Origin of the sequence: Serratia aquatilis (genome assembly GCF_044865145.1) — a bacterium.
In the GTDB taxonomy this organism is placed as follows: domain Bacteria; phylum Pseudomonadota; class Gammaproteobacteria; order Enterobacterales; family Enterobacteriaceae; genus Chania; species Chania aquatilis.
On sequence record NZ_CP173186.1, the window covers coordinates 1,100,078 to 1,116,534 of the forward strand.

A 16,457-nucleotide genomic window follows, 5' to 3' on the forward strand; every position below is an offset into this window, starting at 1 on the left:
GTCATGAAGCCACAAAACCGTCAGGACCAGATCCTGGAATATCTGAAAGCCCATAATCTGGTCACTGTTGAGCAATTGGTCAGCGCGATTGATGCTTCACCTGCCACCATCCGGCGTGACCTGATCAAACTTGATGAACAGGGGATCATCAACCGCAGCCATGGTGGTGTAGCGCTTAACCGCTTTATTCCTGCTCAGCCGACCACTGATGAAAAACAACTGCGTCATCCGCAAGAGAAGCGAGCAATCGCCCAGCATGCCGTCACGATGATCCGAGCCGGTGACTCAGTAGTGCTGGATGCAGGCACCACCATGCTCGAACTGGCGCGGTATTTGACCCACCTGCCGTTGCGGGTGATCACCGCCGATCTGCATATTGCCCTGTTCCTTTCCGGGTTCAAACAGATAGAAGTGACCATTATTGGTGGCAGGATCGATGACAGTAGCCAGTCATGCGTTGGCGATCATGGGCGCAGATTGTTGCGGGGGATTTACCCGGATATCGCTTTTGTCAGCTGTAATTCGTGGAGCATTGCCAAAGGGATAACGACGCCAACCGAAGAAAAAGCCGGTTTGAAGCAGGATCTGATGGCGAATGCCCGCCAGCGGGTGTTATTGGCAGACAGCAGTAAATTCGATGCTTATTCGCTATTCTGTGTGGCTCCGCTCTGCAGCCTGACCGATATAGTGACTGATAGCGCCTTGCCGTCAGCAGCGCAACAGCAGTTGGCAGATTTACCCGTTGGTTTGCATCTGGTATGAGTGACAGGGCAACTCAGTTTGGCCTCAGACTGCTGACAACCCCCGTTATTAGGGAGAGCGTGCCGAAGGGGTCGTAGCGGCGTAAGCCGCCGGAGCGCCCCTCGGTGCGCTAGGCCCGAGTATCTCAGGCTAAAAAATTACTTTGTCATCAACCCAGGTTGCCCTTAATGCATGGGTTACAGATGCGGAATATTGCGCCCGTAGTAGATTTCCTGCATCTCTTTCCACAGCAGAGCGGTGATGCGGTCCCGTTCCGCCACACTTAGCTCTTCCGGCTTGGCGTTAAACAGGTAGTGTTTCAGATCAAAATCCTTCAGCAGCATCTTGGTGTGGAAAATATTCTCCTGATACACGTTCACATCCATCATGTGGTATAGCGCCTTCATATCTTTAGACATAAAGTTCTGGATCGAATTGATCTCATGATCGATGTAGTGCTTCACCCCGTTCACGTCACGGGTAAAACCGCGTACGCGGTAATCCATGGTGACGATATCCGATTCCAGTTGATGGATCAGATAGTTCAATGCCTTGAGCGGTGAAATCACCCCGCAGGTCGATACCTCAATATCGGCCCTGAAGGTACACAGACCGCCTTCTGGGTGGCTTTCAGGATAGGTGTGCACGCAGATATGGCTTTTATCCAGATGGGCAACCACCGTCTTGGGGAGCGGGCCTGGGTGCTCTGAGGTATCCACATCTTTAGGATCAACCGGCTCTTCGCTCACCAGAATGGTGACGCTGGCACCCTGTGGGTCATAATCCTGACGTGCGATATTAAGAATATTGGCACCAATGATCTCGCAGGTTTCACTGAGGATCTCGGTCAGGCGGTTGGCATTGTATTGTTCGTCAATGTAGGCGATATAGCCATCGCGGTCGTCTGCGGTTTTGGCGTAACAAATATCGTAAATACAAAAACTCAGGCTTTTGGTCAGGTTATTGAAACCGTGCAGTTTGAGCTTATGCAATTAGGTTCACCTCCTTTGTCTCGCTTAGCGTGAAGCGCACAGTGCATTGAGTAAATACTGCGGCAGTGCAAAGCTGCCAGCGTGAATAGCCGGGTTATAGTAGCGGCAATCTATGCCACTTTGATTAAGTCGCTGTTGCAGTGTGGGAATATCAAGCAGACGCAGTGCTGGATCCTGGCTGGCCCATGCAAACGTCATGATGCCGCCGTAGTAGGTTGGCACCGCAGCCTGATAGAAGCTGACGTCCTTGAAATAGGGGCCCAGTCTGGTATGGCTATTGACCGCTTCGTCCTGTTGCAGGAAGCAGACGCCGTTCTGCGCCACAAAGATGCCGCTTTCATTCAGGCAACGGGCGCAACCTTCATAGAAGGCCGAAGTAAACAGGCTCTCACCAGGGCCAATCGGGTCTGTACAATCCGAAATAATCACATCAAATTTATCATCGGTCTGATTAACAAAGTTGACGCCATCATCGATCACCAGTTTGAAACGGGGATCGTCAAAAGAACCGGCATGGTGATTGGGCAGATACTGGCGACAGAACGCTACCACGCCAGCATCGATTTCCACCATGGTAATCTGCTCAACCTCTTTATGGCGGCTCACTTCACGCAGCATACCGCCATCGCCACCACCAATAATCAGCACCTTCCTGGCTTGGCCGTGTGCCAACAAAGGAACGTGGGTCATCATTTCGTGATAGATAAACTCATCACGCTCAGTGGTTTGTACCACGCCATCAAGTGCCATCACGCGGCCCAACACCGGATTTTCGAAGATCACCAGATCCTGATGCTCGGTCTTTTCACGATAAAGGACGTTTTCGACAGAGAAATACTGGCCAAAATGGGTATGCAGCGTTTCATACCAAATTTCTTTCTGGGTCATATGCGGTTTACTCAGTAATAACAGACATGAAAAATGGCGAGACATCATAAGCCCTGCCTGCTGAAAATTACAGCATTACCAGCATTCGGGCGTTGATGAACACGGCTGACTCTGCCCTTCACCCTCCGCCTTGATAACGGGCTTTTGGGTATGCGACGGCACCACGGACAGTTAAGGGACACAGCCTAGAGTCAACTTAAATTGGGGGAGTTAGTTTGCGTAGGCCAGCAGGTTCAGGGAGTCACGCGCCAGAGATTTGCATTTATTGGGGGTAGGAATAGCAATGCCGCTGAGATCGCGATAACTGTCCTCACCCAGAGCTTTCATGTTGAAGCTATTATAGTTGCTCAGATCCCAGCGGTTCTGTTGGGCGAAATACACAATGGCGCGTTTGATCTGCGCATTCGGTAAATCGTTATAGCCACACTCATTTTTCAGATACACAAAAACCGCGGTCAGATCTGCCAGATCTTCCGCTTCAGATTCGTTAAGCGCCAGGCTGGCATTGGAAAACCCCAGCATCGTTAGCAGTACCATCAACAACGTTGTTTTTTTCATCATTAAAATAGACCTGTTAAATATCTGTTGACGTTACCACACTTGTCTGTAAATACACCAAATTTTATTGCGAGCGGGTTAATGCTTGACCTTCCCCTAAGGGAAAGCATTAGGCTGCAGGCATTGAACCATCGAACACCGAGAAAGGGAGTCTGCAATGTTACGCCGTGATTTTATCAAATTGACCGCTGGGCTATGCGCGGTTAGTGCTTTACCCGTTTTTAGCCGTGCTGCCTGGGCTGCTGAACGTCCTACTTTACCGATCCCACCTGTTTTAACGCCGAATGTACAGGGAAAAATTGCGCTGACTTTACAAACTGGTGAAATGAATTGGTTACCCAATGCCGCCACCCGCACCTGGGGAATTAACGGCCCGTTACTCGGCCCTGTGGTGCGTTTGCAACGTGGTAAACCGGTGACGGTAGAGATAAGTAACCAATTACCCGAAGCCAGCACGGTGCATTGGCATGGGCTGGCGATCCCCGGTGATGTCGACGGGGGGCCACAGGCCTTGATCCAACCAGGTACGACCCGTGAGGTGAGTTTCACCGTCGATCAGCCTGCGGCGACTTGCTGGTTCCATCCACATACTCATGGCAAAACCGGGCATCAGGTGATGATGGGGTTGGGGGGATTAGTGCTACTGGAGGATGAGGAAAGTGCGCAATTGCCACTACCGAACACCTGGGGCCACGACGATTTCCCGGTGATCCTGCAAGATAAACGCCTGGGCGATGACGGTCAGATCGAATACCAGTTAGACGTAGTGAGCGCTGCCGTGGGTTGGTTTGGCGATCGGATGTTTACCAATGGTGCTGCCTACCCACAACACATTGCCCCGCGCGGTTGGTTGCGCCTGCGTTTGCTTAATGGTTGTAATGCGCGCACGCTGAATTTAGCCGCCAGCGACAACCGGCCCCTGTACGTTATAGCCAGTGACGGTGGCTTCCTCGCCGAGCCGGTAAAACTGACAGAATTGCCGATCCTGATGGGGGAGCGTTTTGAAGTTTTGGTTGATGCTTCTGATGGCAAACCGTTCGATATTGTTACCTTGCCGGTCAAACAGATGGGCATGACGCTGGCACCTTTCGATCTGCCATTACCGGTATTGCGCATCCAGCCTTCGCTGGAGCTGGGGGTAAAATCAATGCCTGACAGCCTGGTTAAGCTACCGGCGTTGCCTTCACTGTCTGGGCTGCAGGAACGCTGGTTACAACTGATGATGGATCCCAAACTCGACACGCTTGGTATGCAGGGATTGATGGATCGCTACGGCCATCAGGCAATGGCTGGTATGAGTATGGATCATAGTAAAGCCGATGCTGGTAACAGCACTGCCGCTATGGACCATGGCAACATGGCAGGTATGGATCACAGCAAGATGGCGGGTATGGAGCATGAAGCTCCGTCATTTGATTTCAGCCACGGCAATATGATCAACGGCAAAGCTTTCGATATGGCTAAACCAGCGTTTGAGGTCAAACGCGGCCAATACGAGAAATGGACCATTTCGGGGGAGGGCGACATGATGCTGCATCCGTTCCATATCCACGGTACCCAGTTCCGCATTCTGTCAGAAAATGGCAAGCCACCGGCAGCGCATCGTGCTGGTTGGAAAGATACGGTACTGGTTGACGGCTGGCGCAGTGAGGTTCTGGTCCGTTTCGATCAATTGGCAAGTGCGCAACACCCCTACATGGCTCACTGCCACCTTTTGGAACATGAAGATACCGGGATGATGCTGGGCTTTACTGTCACCGCCTAAAATATCAGTTAGGCTTATACCCTGCAGGTGGCGATGCACTCGCGTCGCCACCGCCCGCCAGCTATGGTAAACTCTGCGCCTTTCTTCCGGCAAACTGACCTGAAAACTATGAAACACACCGTAGAAGTAATGATTTCCGAGCAGGAAGTTAAGACCCGCATTGCTGAACTTGGCCGCCAAATCACTGATGATTACCGCGATAGCGGCAGTGATATGGTACTGGTCGGGCTGTTGCGTGGTTCTTTCATGTTTATGGCCGATCTGTGCCGTACCATCGAAGTCTCGCATGAAGTCGATTTCATGACCGCTTCTAGCTACGGTAGCGGCATGTCCACCACCCGTGACGTAAAAATCCTTAAAGATCTGGACGAAGATATCCGTGGTAAAGACGTCTTGATTGTTGAAGACATCATCGATTCCGGTAATACCTTGAACAAGGTGCGGGAAATCCTGGCATTACGTGGCCCTAAATCCCTGGCGATTTGTACGCTGCTGGATAAACCAGAGCGCCGTGAAGTGGATGTGCCGGTTGAATACGTCGGGTTCGCGATCCCGGACGAATTTGTGGTGGGCTATGGTATCGATTATGCCCAGCGCTATCGCCATCTGCCCTACATTGGCAAAGTGGTGTTGCTGGACGAATAATACTTTCGGGGTTCAATTAAGCTTGAACCCTAAGCGGTAGTCAGGCTGTGCCACTCTCAGTGGCCGCAGCCTGGCTCAATCATTTATCCTGTAGCAGCGTGGCTATGGCTTTGCGGTAGCCCATCTCCAGGCTTTCGCGGCTGGTGGCCGTGACTTCCAGATCCCGCAACCGACCATCCTGGATCCCGTAAACCCAACCGTGGATCATCACTTTCTGGCCGCGCTTCCATGCAGACTGCATGATGGTCGAGTGGCCCAGGTTGTAAACCTGTTCAATGACGTTGATCTCGCACAATACATCAAGGCGTTGCTCCGGTTCCAACTCCCCCAGCAGCGAGCTGTGCTTGTACCATAGATCGCGAATGTGCAGCAGCCAGTTGTTGATCAGCCCCAGTTCCGGGTTTTCAACGGCAGCTTCTACACCGCCACAACCCAGGTGGCCGCAGATGATAATATGCTCAACTTCCAGCACGTCGACGGCGTACTGCACCACGGACAGGCAGTTCAGATCGGTATGGATCACCAGATTGGCTACGTTACGGTGCACGAACAGTTCGCCCGGCTCCAGGCCTGTCAAACGTTCGGCTGGAACGCGGCTGTCTGAGCAACCAATCCATAAGAATCTCGGTTTTTGCGCTTGAGACAAACGTTCAAAAAAGCCGGGATCTTCCTGGTTGATGGTAGTTGACCAGCGCTGATTGTTGGCGATAAGCCTTTCGATTTCTTTCATGGAAGTTATTGGCCTGTAATGAACGAATTGCGTTGATGTAATATATGGCAAGCTTCACAATTTGGAAATCGGAACAGTGAGACAAATTTTCGCACGGATTCGACGCTGTAAGGAGACTGCTGATGATAAACTCACCTGATTACCCAGCACAGCAGCATACCCATCTTCACAAGGTACTCACTCACTTATGAATTATGCACTGGAAATTGCGCAGTTGACCAAAACCTATGCCGGCGGTGTGAAGGCATTGCGCGGTATCGATCTGAACGTTGAGGCAGGAGATTTTTATGCCCTGCTAGGGCCAAATGGTGCCGGAAAATCAACTACCATCGGTATCATCAGTTCGCTGGTGAACAAGACTTCTGGCAGCGTACGGGTGTTTGGTTACGATATTGACAAAGATATCGTCAATGCCAAGCGTCAGCTTGGCCTGGTGCCGCAGGAGTTCAACTTTAATCCGTTTGAAACCGTGATGCAGATTGTGGTCAACCAGGCGGGTTATTATGGCGTTGAGCGTCGCGAGGCGAATGCGCGAGCGGAGCAGTATCTTTCCCAGCTCGATCTTTGGGGCAAACGCAATGAGCGGGCGCGCATGCTTTCTGGTGGGATGAAACGCCGCCTGATGATTGCCCGTGCGCTGATGCATCAACCCAAACTGCTGATCCTCGATGAGCCCACTGCCGGGGTTGATATCGAGCTGCGCCGCTCGATGTGGGGGTTCCTCAAAGAGTTGAATGCTCAGGGCACCACCATCATCCTGACGACCCACTATCTGGAAGAAGCCGAGATGCTATGCCGCAATATAGGCATCATTCAACACGGTGAACTGGTAGAAAACACGTCAATGAAAGGGCTGCTGGCGAAGCTTAAGTCGGAAACCTTCATCCTCGATCTGGCAGCAAAAAGTCCGTTGCCGAAACTTGACGGTTATCATAGCCGTTTGACGGATACCTCCACCCTGGAAGTAGAAGTCATGCGTGAACAAGGTCTTAATGGCCTGTTCGCCCAACTGAGTGCGCAAGGGATTCAAGTTCTGAGTATGCGTAACAAGGCAAACCGGCTGGAAGAGCTGTTCGTCAATCTGGTGAATGGCAATGGAGAACAAGCATGACGCATTTGTATTGGGTGGCCTTGAAGAGCATCTGGGCAAAAGAGATCAACCGTTTCGCACGCATCTGGATCCAGACTCTGGTTCCGCCAGTGATCACCATGACGCTGTATTTCATCATTTTCGGTAACCTGATTGGTTCACGTATTGGTGAAATGCATGGTTTTGATTATATGCAGTTTATCGTCCCCGGTCTGATCATGATGGCGGTGATCACCAACTCTTACGCTAACGTGGCTGCGTCGTTCTTCAGTGCCAAGTTCCAGCGTAACATTGAAGAGTTGCTGGTAGCTCCGGTTCCGACCCATGTGGTGATTGCTGGCTATGTGGGTGGCGGTGTAGCGCGCGGCGTTTGCGTCGGGATACTGGTGACGGTGATTTCACTGTTCTTTGTTCCATTACAGGTCCATGCGTGGTGGGTGATCGCGTTAACGCTGATGCTGACGGCGATCCTCTTCTCGCTGGGTGGCCTGATCAATGCCGTTTTTGCTACCACTTTTGACGATATCAGCCTGGTACCGACTTTTGTTTTGACGCCGTTGACTTACTTGGGCGGGGTGTTTTACTCGCTGACGCTGTTACCGCCATTCTGGCAGGCAGTCTCTAAACTGAACCCTATTGTTTACATGATTAGTGGTTTTCGCTTTGGTTTCCTGGGGATTGCCGATGTACCGCTGGTATTTACCATGGCGGTGCTGGTGGCATTCATCGTGGTGTTTTACGGTGTAGCCTGGTACCTGATCGAGCGTGGCCGCGGTTTACGTTCCTGATATAAAACCCCTCCCAACCCGGGGAGGGGTTTATTGATTTGGCTCATGTATCAATTAAATCTATAGAATTGAGCGAGCAACGCCTTTTTCTCGATGATTTAAATCGTGCTATGCTAGTTCTCCAATTTTTATTCGTTTTCTAATTACCTATTCCTAAGTAGAACAACCCATGCAGTCTCAACACAAAATAGTGGCAGTACTACTTGGCATTTTTATGTCGTTTTTGGCCCCCTCGGCATTGGCGGATCTACTGTCGGAAAATAGTGCCGCTAAAGCCGAGTACATGGAAGCCCAACGCAATAGTGAGATCTATTCGTTGATCGGTGAGCGCGTTATTCCTGTTGGTCAGGTGAAGAAGGGGCAACTGCTCCAGGTGTTCCCGGCAGAGGCAGAATACTATGAGTTCAAGTTTGGTAACGGCACCGGCTTTATAGATAAAGAAGATGTACGTAGCGTGGCTAAGTCACGCAAAGGGAATGATAGTCTCGCTGAGTTGAACAAGCAGGTCACTAATCAAAACCTGATCACTCAGAGGCCGATCAACGTCTACACCCGGGCGGATAGTGACAGCGAAACCTTTGGCGTACTGGAAGAGAATCTGCGCTATCCGATCATCGGCAAGTTGAAAGACAGGCTGAATAATACCTGGTATGAAGTGAACATCGGCCAACGTTTAGGATATGTCAGCGAGCAGGACTGTGAGATAGATAACGGTATCCCGGTGCTGACCTATCACCACCTGTTGAAGAACGAGGAGAATAAACGTTTCCGCAATACTTCAACCACCACTTCTGACGTGGCATTCAGTAACCAGATGACCTACCTCAAGCGCGCAGGTTATGACACCATTTCCATGTACCAATTGGAAGCCTATCTGAACAATCAGATAAACTTGCCGGGAAAAGCCGTGGTGCTAACCTTTGACGATGGGCTGAAGTCGGTATATCGCTATGCTTATCCGGTGCTCAAGAACTATGGGTTCCGCGCTACGGCATTCATCATCTCTTCGCGTATCAAGCGGCATCCGCAGAAGTGGGATCCAGACTCACTGCAGTTTATGAGCATCTCGGAGTTGCGGGAGATTCAGGATGTATTTGATATCCAATCACATACGCATTTTCTGCATCGCACCGGGCCTAACCGCAAGCCGATCTTACTGAGCCGGTCGCTGCACAATATTGAGTTTGATTTTGAGCGTTCAAGAAGGGCGCTGGAACAGTTCAACCCGCATGTGCTGTACCTTTCCTACCCGTTCGGTGGCTATAACCAAACCGCTATCCAGGCGGCAAAAGACGCTGGGTTGCATATAGCGGTGACTACGGTTCAGGGGAAAGTGAAGCCGGGTGATAACCCGTACACCTTGAAACGATTATATATTCTGCGTACCGATTCGATTCCAACCATGGCAGAACGCATCGCCAATAAGCCGGGTGCTGTAGTCACGCAGTAAAGATATATACTCTAAATAATTCGAGTATAACGGGCACCGAAAGTGCCCGTTATATTATCAGGCAACCTGGACAGGAACGGCTTTCGCCTTGCGCTGCAGGTGGTTTTCACCTTCAAAGTAGGCGACTTTCGGGTGATGTTGGCGAGCATCGGCGTCGCTCATCTGCACGTAAGAGCAGATGATCAGCTTATCGCCAACGCAGGCGCAGCGGGCTGCCGCGCCGTTGACCGAAATAATGCGTGAGCCGCGTTCGGCAGCGATAGCATAAGTGGAGAAACGTTGGCCATTGTCAACGTTGTAAATATCAATCGCTTCATATTCCAGGATACCTGCGGCCTCCAGAAAGTCCTGGTCGATGGCGCAGGAACCTTCATAATGCAGGTCAGCCTGAGTCACTTTCACCCGATGCAGTTTGCCTTGCAACATAGTACGTATCATAAGCGTTACCTAACTGAATATCGGCCTTTTCAGGCGGCTGAGTTTATCTATATTCCTGCTTTCTGGCACCGTTCTGGCTTAAACCGCAGATTGAAACTTAACAGCATATCGCCGCTGATAAACCGAATCAGTCTACTGCCAACGTGGTCAGAACGGCAATGAATCTACAACAAATAGCTTATACGTCATAATTCAAGTTGCATGGGTGTTGGCTGCGCCAACTACTTGACCCGTCCATGGGCCTCGCCCCTTTGGGGCCGCTGCAAGCAGCGTTCAAATCTGCTCCAGGCAGATTTGTTGCATCAGTCACATAGTGGGCTATGCTCTTGGCGAGTTTTGGTCTTGCCGCCTACATGCAACTCGAATTATTTAGAGTAAATTGTGTCAGGTCGACCTGCTGATTGTCGATCAGGCGGGCCTTGCCCAACCAGGCTGCCATCAGCACGACTGCGCGGCGGCTCTCCACACTCAAGGGTTGCAGGGTATCCGCATCGCGAATAAACAGCTCATCCGGTGTGAAACCTGCGGCACGCAGTTTATCGGCTGCCTGCATCAATAGCTGTTCAACATGACGTTCACCGTTGCCGAGTTGCTCCGCCAGCGCGTTCATAATCTTGCTGAGCTGCGGAGCGATCTTACGCTCTTCAGCGGTAAGGTAGCCATTACGTGAACTAAGAGCCAGACCGTCTTTGGCTCGTACCGTAGGCACTCCGACAATCTCGATGTCATAACCCATGTCTGTGACCATTTTGCGGATCAAGGCCAGTTGTTGGTAGTCTTTCTCACCGAAGCAGGCCACATCCGGTTGAACCAGGTTGAACAATTTACTGACGACGGTGGAAACACCGCGAAAATGCCCTGGCCGACTGGCTCCTTCCAGCATGGTGGAGATCCCCGGAACATCAACGCTGGTCTGCTCACCAATGCCTTCAGGGTAAACCTCTGCAGGTGCTGGGGCGAAGACAAGGTCGACGTTACGACGATTCAGTTTTTCACAGTCCTCCTGCAGCGTGCGCGGGTAGCGCGCCAGATCGTCCGGGCGCTCGAATTGCATCGGGTTAACGAAAATACTCACCACCACAATGTCGGCAAGGGCGCGGGCTTCTTCAACCAGCGTCATATGGCCTTCATGCAGATTGCCCATGGTGGGTACCAGAGCGATGCGTTTACCCTCTTGCCGCCAGCGGCGAATTTGCTGGCGCAGCAATAGCAGGGTTTCGATAATGACCATTCCTTAACTCCTTGAGATCCAACCGTCAGCGCGTAATTTTATTTTCAACTGCCCACTCAATTGAACGAGTGCTGTTCATCGGGGTAAATGCCTTGCTCTACTTCCTGAATATACAACTGGACAGCGCTGCGGATATCACCGCTCTGCGCCAGGAAGTTTTTAGCAAATTTAGGGGTATGACTGCCGGTTATTCCTAAAGCGTCATACATCACCAATATCTGCCCATCAGTGGCATTGCCTGCGCCAATACCGATAACCGGAATTGATAAGGCCTCGGTGACCTTACGGGCAAGTTCAGTTGGTACACACTCCAGCACCAGTAGTTGTATCCCTGCTAATTCCAGGTTTTTGGCATCCTCCAGCAACTGTTTGGCCGCCAGTTCATCACGCCCCTGCACTTTGTAACCGCCGAATACGTTGACAGACTGAGGGGTAAGGCCAAGATGGCCACAGACGGGAACGGCACGCTCCGTGAGCATCTTCACCGTTTCATACAGCCAACTGCCACCTTCCAACTTGACCATATTCGCCCCGGCACGCATCAGTTCTGCCGAACTGTTAAATGCTTGTTCCGGTGTGGCATAACTCATGAAGGGCAAATCTGCCAATAGCAGGCAGGCAGGCGCACCACGGCGTACCGCGCGGGTGTGATAGGCAACGTCGGCGACGGTAACCGGGAGCGTTGAGTCGTGGCCTTGCAGGGTCATGCCCAATGAATCACCCACCAGTAACACTTTAATACCTTGCTCGGCAAACAGCTGAGCGAAGCTGGCATCGTAAGCGGTAATGGTAGCAAACTTGCGCTGCTCCTGTTTCCATTGGCGCAAATGGCTGATGGTGGTAGGTTTCATCACAACGTCTCCTGATAATAGCCGCACTGCGGCTGCGATACGGGGGCAAAAGTGTTGCCATTCTACTGTAACCCTTACTGAGTGGGTAGCACCGTTCATGATGATTAAGAAGTTCTTAAGAACCTTATGGTGTAATGGCGGTAATGACTAAAAAGGTGAGTTTATGAGAGTTTTGTTGATCGAAGACGACAAGCTGATTGGCGATGGCATCAAGGCGGGTTTGAGCAAACTGGGGTTTAACATCGATTGGTTTACCGATGGCATGATCGGCAAGAACGCGTTGGAAAGTGCACCCTATGATGCAGTGATCCTCGATCTCAGCCTGCCGGGGATCGATGGGCTTGATCTACTGCGCCTGTGGCGTCAGGCCGGACATGATGTGCCAGTGCTGATCCTCACCGCGCGTGATGCGTTGGAACAACGTGTCAACGGATTACAAAATGGAGCAGATGACTATCTGTGCAAGCCTTTCGCGCTCACCGAAGTTGCTGCACGCTTGCTGGCACTGATCCGTCGCCGCCATGGTCAATTGAAGCCTAAGTGGGTGCACGGCAATGTCGTCTTTGATACGGCGTCCCGTAGCGTGAGCTGCAATGGTGAACCCGTCACGCTGACGCCACGTGAGCTGGAGGTTTTGGAACTGTTCCTGCTCAACAAAGATCGAGTACTGGCACGGACACTGATTCAGGAAAAACTGTATAACTGGGACGATGAGGTGAGCAGTAACGCGGTTGAGGTTCATATCCATCATTTGCGGCGCAAACTAGGGAATGGCTTTATCCGTACCGTTCATGGCGTTGGTTACACGTTGGGGGATGAACCGTGAAGTCTCTGAGTCTGCGACTGCGGTTGATACTGATATTCAGCATATTGGCTATAGTCACTTGGTGTGCTGCCAGTGTGGTGGCTTGGATGATCACACGTCACACCATCAACGAAGTCTTTGACACCCAACAGATGCTGTTTGCCAAGCGGTTGGCAACCACTAACCTGGGGGATCGTCTCACCACTCTGAACGACCAGAGTTTGCCGAAAACCAAAAAGATTCTGCATCACGGTAAGCGCGGCGAGCAGGAGGACGATGCGTTGGCATTCGCTATCTTTTCTCGTGACGGCAAAATGTTGCTCAACGACGGAGAAAACGGTGCAGACTTTCTGTTTGACGGTAAATCGGAAGGCTTTACCGATAGCAAACCTAAAGGCGACAGCGATAGTTGGCGGTTACTTTGGCTGAATAGCCCCGACGGGCGCTACCGTATCGTGGTTGGCCAGGAGTGGGAATATCGTCATGACATGGCGTTGGGTATGGTTATAGGGCAACTGGTACCGTGGCTGGTAACTTTGCCGATCCTGATGTTGTTAATGGCCTTGATGGTGGGACGTGAGCTCAGGCCGCTACGGGAAGTAGCCGCTGGCCTGCGGCAACGGGCCCCAGACGATGCCTCGCAATTGGATGCTCATCAGGTACCGACGGAAGTTCGTCCGCTGGTGGATGCGCTTAACACGTTATTCGCACGTATCAATACCATGTTGCTGCGCGAGCGACGCTTTACTTCAGATGCCGCCCATGAACTGCGTAGCCCACTGGCGGCACTAAGGGTGCAAACTGAAGTGGTGCAACTGGCGGGAGACGACACGCAAATGCGTGATCATGCGGTGAACAATCTGACGATTGGTATTGATCGAGCTACGCGCCTGGTGGATCAACTGCTCACTCTGTCTCGGCTAGACTCATTTTCTGATTTGAACGATCTTGAATCTGTCGATTGGCGCCAACTGGTGACGAAGACATTGGCAGAATTGGAGCACACTGCTCATGCAGCAGGCATTACGCTACGTTATGAGCAGCAGGGCGAACCTTCGCAACTGTTGGGTCAACGGCTGCTGTTATCGCTGCTGGTGCGCAATTTGTTGGATAATGCGGTGCGCTATACGCCAGCGGGCGGTACGGTAATGGTCACGCTGACTACCAGACAACTTAAGGTAGAAGATGATGGCCCTGGCGTGACAGATGAGCATCTTGCCAGACTGGGGGAGCGTTTTTACCGCCCACCGGGGCAGGAGCAGACGGGAAGCGGGCTGGGGCTTTCCATTGTGCAGCTTATTGCCAGCCTGCATGGGTTACGGGTGAGTTTTGCCAATCGGCCCTCAGGGGGATTTATCGTCACCGTGGCTTTTTAAAGGCTGAATGAGCATGCATGCCACAGCTCCATGCCGTTTTTAGGTACCCGCTTCAAGCAGTCGGCGAGTGTTTCACCATCGGGGAAAACCAGCTCGGCAGCAATGTCCGCCAGCGGATAGAGCATGAATTCACGCTGTTTCAGGCCGTAATGGGGCACGGTTAACCTTTCGGTATCAATCAGCTTGTCGCCGTAGAGCATGATATCCAGATCCAGCGTGCGTGGTCCCCAACGCTCATCTTTACGCACCCGCCCCTGGTTACGTTCTATCGCTTGAGTATGGTCAAGCAACTGCTCAGGTGGCAACTGGGTATCCAGTGCCACCACGGCATTGAGGTAATCCGGCTGGTTTTGCGGCCCAAGCGGTTTAGTGCGGTAAAACGGTGAGCAGGCGATCAGGGAGCTTTGCGGAATATGATCCAGCGCTTCCAGTGCGGTTTCCACCTGTTGCAGCGGGTGCGCCAGATTGCTCCCTAACGCGATGTAAACGCGAACCATCATGCCCCTTCTTTACGTGGCACTTTGCGGCGTGGGCGGCGTTGACGTGCACGGCGCGGGGCCGGATCTTCGCCCAACGTACTCAGCATGGTTTTCTGACGCGCCGGAGTTGCCTCCTGGAATTCGTCCCACCATTCGGCCAGACGCAGCATTTCCGGGTTATTTTCCACTTCAGCACGGAGTGCCAGCAGATCGTACGCCGCACGGAATTTAGGATGTTCCATCAGCTTGTGCGCACGCTTGCCCTGGCGACGGGACAAACGTAACTGCAATTGCCAGATATCACGTACCAGCGTGGTGATGCGTTTAGGAATAGCCAACGAGCGGCACTCTTCGTCTAGAACGTCATTCATCGCCAGCGCAAAAGCATCGTAATAGGCCAGCCCGCTTTCCTGCGCCAGTTTCTGCGCATGCTCAAGCAGTGGATACCACAACATGGCCGCAAACAGGAACGCCGGATTGACGCGCATATCGTTTTGCAGACGGTGATCGGTATTTTTCAGTACCTGTGCCAGAATACGCTCCATCGGCGTGTCTTGCTGCGGCGTGAAATGGCGCGCAATCAGCGGGAACAGGGGCTGGAATAGCTGATATTCACAGAGCTTGAGGTAGGTTTTATAGCCGTAACCCGTCTGCAGCAATTTCAGCGATTCTTCAAACAGACGCGCTGGCGGGATCTCTCGTAGCAGTGAAGCCAACCGAGGGATTGGCTCGGCAGTTTCTTCGCTGAGGGTCATATCCAGCTTTGCGGCGAAGCGAACCGCGCGCAGCATGCGCACCGGATCTTCACGGTAACGGGTTTCAGGATCGCCAATCAGACGGATCACCCCTTGCTGCAAGTCGCGCAGGCCACCTACATAGTCACGTAAGGTAAAGTCTGCTACGCCGTAATACAGACTGTTGATAGTGAAATCCCGGCGCTGGGCATCTTCTTCGATCGAACCAAAGATGTTGTCACGCAGCAGCATGCCATTCACGGCCTGCTGAGAGGAATTTTTGTCTGATTCTTCACTTTGTTCGTGAGGACCACGGAAAGTGGCAACTTCGATAATCTCCGGCCCGAACATGACATGTGCCAGCCGGAAACGGCGGCCAACCAAACGGCAATTGCGGAAGAGTTTACGAACCTGTTCCGGTGTGGCGTTGGTCGTAATGTCAAAATCTTTCGGCTTTTTGCCGAGCAACAGATCGCGAACACCACCGCCAACCAGATAGGCTTCGTAGCCAGATTTATTGAGGCGGTACAGCACCTTCAAGGCGTTTTCGCTGATATCTTTGCGTGAGATCGTGTGTTGGTCACGCGGGATCACGGTCATTGATTGTGTTCCCTGTGCCGCTGGCATTGGTGGACGCTTACGCGCAGCCGGGCGGCGTGCAGGCGCTTCTCTACCGCTTTCGGTAGGGCGCTGCGGCGCTGCGGCTGATGATTGTTCTGTGGGCGTAATTTCTTCGCGATCTGTTTTGTTATCGCTTGCCGGTGCTTCATCGCGGTTTAGCTTGTCATCGCGGTTTAGTACCTTACGGCAGAAATTGGCTACTCGGGTAAAAATGGTACACCTCGATAGTGACGGATAAAAATAGTGATAACAAAAAAATAGCGGCTAATCATAGC

At 52.0% G+C, this 16,457-nt stretch carries 17 protein-coding genes; 8 read left to right on the forward strand and 9 right to left on the reverse strand.

Annotation, left to right across the window (positions count from 1 at the left end; all coding sequences use genetic code 11):
• The first annotated feature begins 3 nt into the window (after window positions 1-3).
• Entirely contained in the window at window positions 4-762 is a 759-nt protein-coding gene (locus SAQUA_RS05010; RefSeq protein ID WP_380674116.1) for a DeoR/GlpR family DNA-binding transcription regulator, read from the forward strand.
• A gap of 176 nt (window positions 763-938) precedes the next feature.
• Here SAQUA_RS05010 and speD read toward each other — a convergent pair whose 3' ends face one another.
• The 3 genes from speD to SAQUA_RS05025 form a co-directional block, all read right to left on the reverse strand.
• Window positions 939-1,733 carry an adenosylmethionine decarboxylase gene (gene speD / locus SAQUA_RS05015; RefSeq protein WP_380674115.1) on the reverse strand — a complete coding sequence of 265 codons (795 nt, stop codon included), beginning with the start codon at window positions 1,731-1,733 and terminating at the stop codon, window positions 939-941.
• Between the two features lie 24 nt (window positions 1,734-1,757).
• Window positions 1,758-2,621 (reverse strand): polyamine aminopropyltransferase, encoded by an 864-nt coding sequence (speE, locus tag SAQUA_RS05020; protein WP_380674198.1) that lies wholly within the window; start codon window positions 2,619-2,621, stop codon window positions 1,758-1,760.
• 210 nt (window positions 2,622-2,831) lie between these two features.
• A complete protein-coding gene (locus SAQUA_RS05025; RefSeq protein ID WP_380674197.1) occupies window positions 2,832-3,179 on the reverse strand; it encodes a YacC family pilotin-like protein in 348 nt (115 codons plus the stop codon).
• Between the two features lie 157 nt (window positions 3,180-3,336).
• On the opposite strand from SAQUA_RS05025, the gene cueO reads away from it, so the two are divergent.
• Window positions 3,337-4,944: a multicopper oxidase CueO gene (cueO, locus tag SAQUA_RS05030; RefSeq protein WP_380674114.1), complete on the forward strand. Its 1,608-nt coding sequence runs from the start codon at window positions 3,337-3,339 to the stop codon at window positions 4,942-4,944.
• A 108-nt stretch (window positions 4,945-5,052) separates the two neighbouring features.
• Window positions 5,053-5,589: a hypoxanthine phosphoribosyltransferase gene (gene hpt / locus SAQUA_RS05035; RefSeq protein WP_380674113.1), complete on the forward strand. Its 537-nt coding sequence runs from the start codon at window positions 5,053-5,055 to the stop codon at window positions 5,587-5,589.
• A gap of 79 nt (window positions 5,590-5,668) precedes the next feature.
• Here the strand turns inward: hpt and can are convergent, their stop codons facing one another.
• The gene (gene can, locus SAQUA_RS05040; protein WP_380674112.1) at window positions 5,669-6,319 is read right to left on the reverse strand and encodes a carbonate dehydratase; all 651 of its coding nucleotides are present in this window, start codon (window positions 6,317-6,319) and stop codon (window positions 5,669-5,671) included.
• 187 nt (window positions 6,320-6,506) lie between these two features.
• Between can and SAQUA_RS05045 the strand changes: the two genes are divergently transcribed.
• The 3 genes from SAQUA_RS05045 (at window position 6,507) to SAQUA_RS05055 (ending at window position 9,647) form a co-directional block, all read left to right on the forward strand.
• Window positions 6,507-7,430 (forward strand): ABC transporter ATP-binding protein, encoded by a 924-nt coding sequence (locus tag SAQUA_RS05045; protein ID WP_380674111.1) that lies wholly within the window; start codon window positions 6,507-6,509, stop codon window positions 7,428-7,430.
• Window positions 7,427-8,197 (forward strand): ABC transporter permease, encoded by a 771-nt coding sequence (locus tag SAQUA_RS05050; RefSeq protein WP_380674110.1) that lies wholly within the window; start codon window positions 7,427-7,429, stop codon window positions 8,195-8,197. The genes SAQUA_RS05045 and SAQUA_RS05050 overlap by 4 nt, the downstream gene beginning before the upstream one ends.
• A gap of 169 nt (window positions 8,198-8,366) precedes the next feature.
• On the forward strand, window positions 8,367-9,647 hold the full coding sequence (locus SAQUA_RS05055; RefSeq protein WP_380674109.1) for a polysaccharide deacetylase family protein: 1,281 nt from the start codon (window positions 8,367-8,369) through the stop codon (window positions 9,645-9,647).
• Window positions 9,648-9,704: 57 nt separating this feature from the next.
• On the opposite strand, the gene panD is transcribed toward SAQUA_RS05055, so the two are convergent.
• The 3 genes from panD to panB form a co-directional block, all read right to left on the reverse strand.
• Window positions 9,705-10,085, reverse strand: coding sequence for an aspartate 1-decarboxylase (gene panD / locus SAQUA_RS05060; RefSeq protein ID WP_174333009.1), 381 nt, complete (start codon window positions 10,083-10,085; stop codon window positions 9,705-9,707).
• Window positions 10,086-10,434: 349 nt separating this feature from the next.
• Complete coding sequence (gene panC, locus SAQUA_RS05065) at window positions 10,435-11,316, reverse strand: pantoate--beta-alanine ligase (protein ID WP_380674108.1); 882 nt, start codon at window positions 11,314-11,316, stop codon at window positions 10,435-10,437.
• Window positions 11,317-11,372: 56 nt separating this feature from the next.
• Entirely contained in the window at window positions 11,373-12,167 is a 795-nt protein-coding gene (gene panB / locus SAQUA_RS05070) for a 3-methyl-2-oxobutanoate hydroxymethyltransferase (RefSeq protein WP_380674196.1), read from the reverse strand.
• Window positions 12,168-12,330: 163 nt separating this feature from the next.
• Between panB and qseB the strand changes: the two genes are divergently transcribed.
• Both qseB and qseC read left to right on the forward strand, forming a co-directional pair.
• Complete coding sequence (gene qseB, locus SAQUA_RS05075) at window positions 12,331-12,993, forward strand: quorum sensing response regulator transcription factor QseB (protein WP_380674107.1); 663 nt, start codon at window positions 12,331-12,333, stop codon at window positions 12,991-12,993.
• A complete protein-coding gene (qseC, locus tag SAQUA_RS05080; protein ID WP_380674106.1) occupies window positions 12,990-14,348 on the forward strand; it encodes a quorum sensing histidine kinase QseC in 1,359 nt (452 codons plus the stop codon). The genes qseB and qseC overlap by 4 nt, the downstream gene beginning before the upstream one ends.
• Here qseC and folK read toward each other — a convergent pair.
• Together folK and pcnB are read right to left on the reverse strand one after the other, a co-directional pair.
• Window positions 14,345-14,845 (reverse strand): 2-amino-4-hydroxy-6-hydroxymethyldihydropteridine diphosphokinase, encoded by a 501-nt coding sequence (folK, locus tag SAQUA_RS05085; RefSeq protein WP_380674195.1) that lies wholly within the window; start codon window positions 14,843-14,845, stop codon window positions 14,345-14,347. The genes qseC and folK overlap by 4 nt on opposite strands.
• Window positions 14,845-16,188: a polynucleotide adenylyltransferase PcnB gene (pcnB, locus tag SAQUA_RS05090; RefSeq protein ID WP_380674105.1), complete on the reverse strand. Its 1,344-nt coding sequence runs from the start codon at window positions 16,186-16,188 to the stop codon at window positions 14,845-14,847. The genes folK and pcnB overlap by 1 nt, the downstream gene beginning before the upstream one ends.
• Window positions 16,189-16,457 lie beyond the last annotated feature (269 nt).

What these genes read in the sequence shown, in the direction of transcription:
- SAQUA_RS05010 (WP_380674116.1), top strand. Translation starts at nt 4, where the DNA reads ATGAAGCCACAAAACCGTCAGGACCAGATCCTGGAATATCTGAAAGCC.
- speE (WP_380674198.1), bottom strand. Translation starts at nt 2,621, where the DNA reads ATGACCCAGAAAGAAATTTGGTATGAAACGCTGCATACCCATTTTGGC.
- SAQUA_RS05025 (WP_380674197.1), bottom strand. Translation starts at nt 3,179, where the DNA reads ATGAAAAAAACAACGTTGTTGATGGTACTGCTAACGATGCTGGGGTTT.
- cueO (WP_380674114.1), top strand. Translation starts at nt 3,337, where the DNA reads ATGTTACGCCGTGATTTTATCAAATTGACCGCTGGGCTATGCGCGGTT.
- hpt (WP_380674113.1), top strand. Translation starts at nt 5,053, where the DNA reads ATGAAACACACCGTAGAAGTAATGATTTCCGAGCAGGAAGTTAAGACC.
- can (WP_380674112.1), bottom strand. Translation starts at nt 6,319, where the DNA reads ATGAAAGAAATCGAAAGGCTTATCGCCAACAATCAGCGCTGGTCAACT.
- SAQUA_RS05045 (WP_380674111.1), top strand. Translation starts at nt 6,507, where the DNA reads ATGAATTATGCACTGGAAATTGCGCAGTTGACCAAAACCTATGCCGGC.
- SAQUA_RS05050 (WP_380674110.1), top strand. Translation starts at nt 7,427, where the DNA reads ATGACGCATTTGTATTGGGTGGCCTTGAAGAGCATCTGGGCAAAAGAG.
- SAQUA_RS05055 (WP_380674109.1), top strand. Translation starts at nt 8,367, where the DNA reads ATGCAGTCTCAACACAAAATAGTGGCAGTACTACTTGGCATTTTTATG.
- panD (WP_174333009.1), bottom strand. Translation starts at nt 10,085, where the DNA reads ATGATACGTACTATGTTGCAAGGCAAACTGCATCGGGTGAAAGTGACT.
- panC (WP_380674108.1), bottom strand. Translation starts at nt 11,316, where the DNA reads ATGGTCATTATCGAAACCCTGCTATTGCTGCGCCAGCAAATTCGCCGC.
- panB (WP_380674196.1), bottom strand. Translation starts at nt 12,167, where the DNA reads ATGAAACCTACCACCATCAGCCATTTGCGCCAATGGAAACAGGAGCAG.
- qseB (WP_380674107.1), top strand. Translation starts at nt 12,331, where the DNA reads ATGAGAGTTTTGTTGATCGAAGACGACAAGCTGATTGGCGATGGCATC.
- folK (WP_380674195.1), bottom strand. Translation starts at nt 14,845, where the DNA reads ATGGTTCGCGTTTACATCGCGTTAGGGAGCAATCTGGCGCACCCGCTG.
- pcnB (WP_380674105.1), bottom strand. Translation starts at nt 16,188, where the DNA reads ATGCCAGCGGCACAGGGAACACAATCAATGACCGTGATCCCGCGTGAC.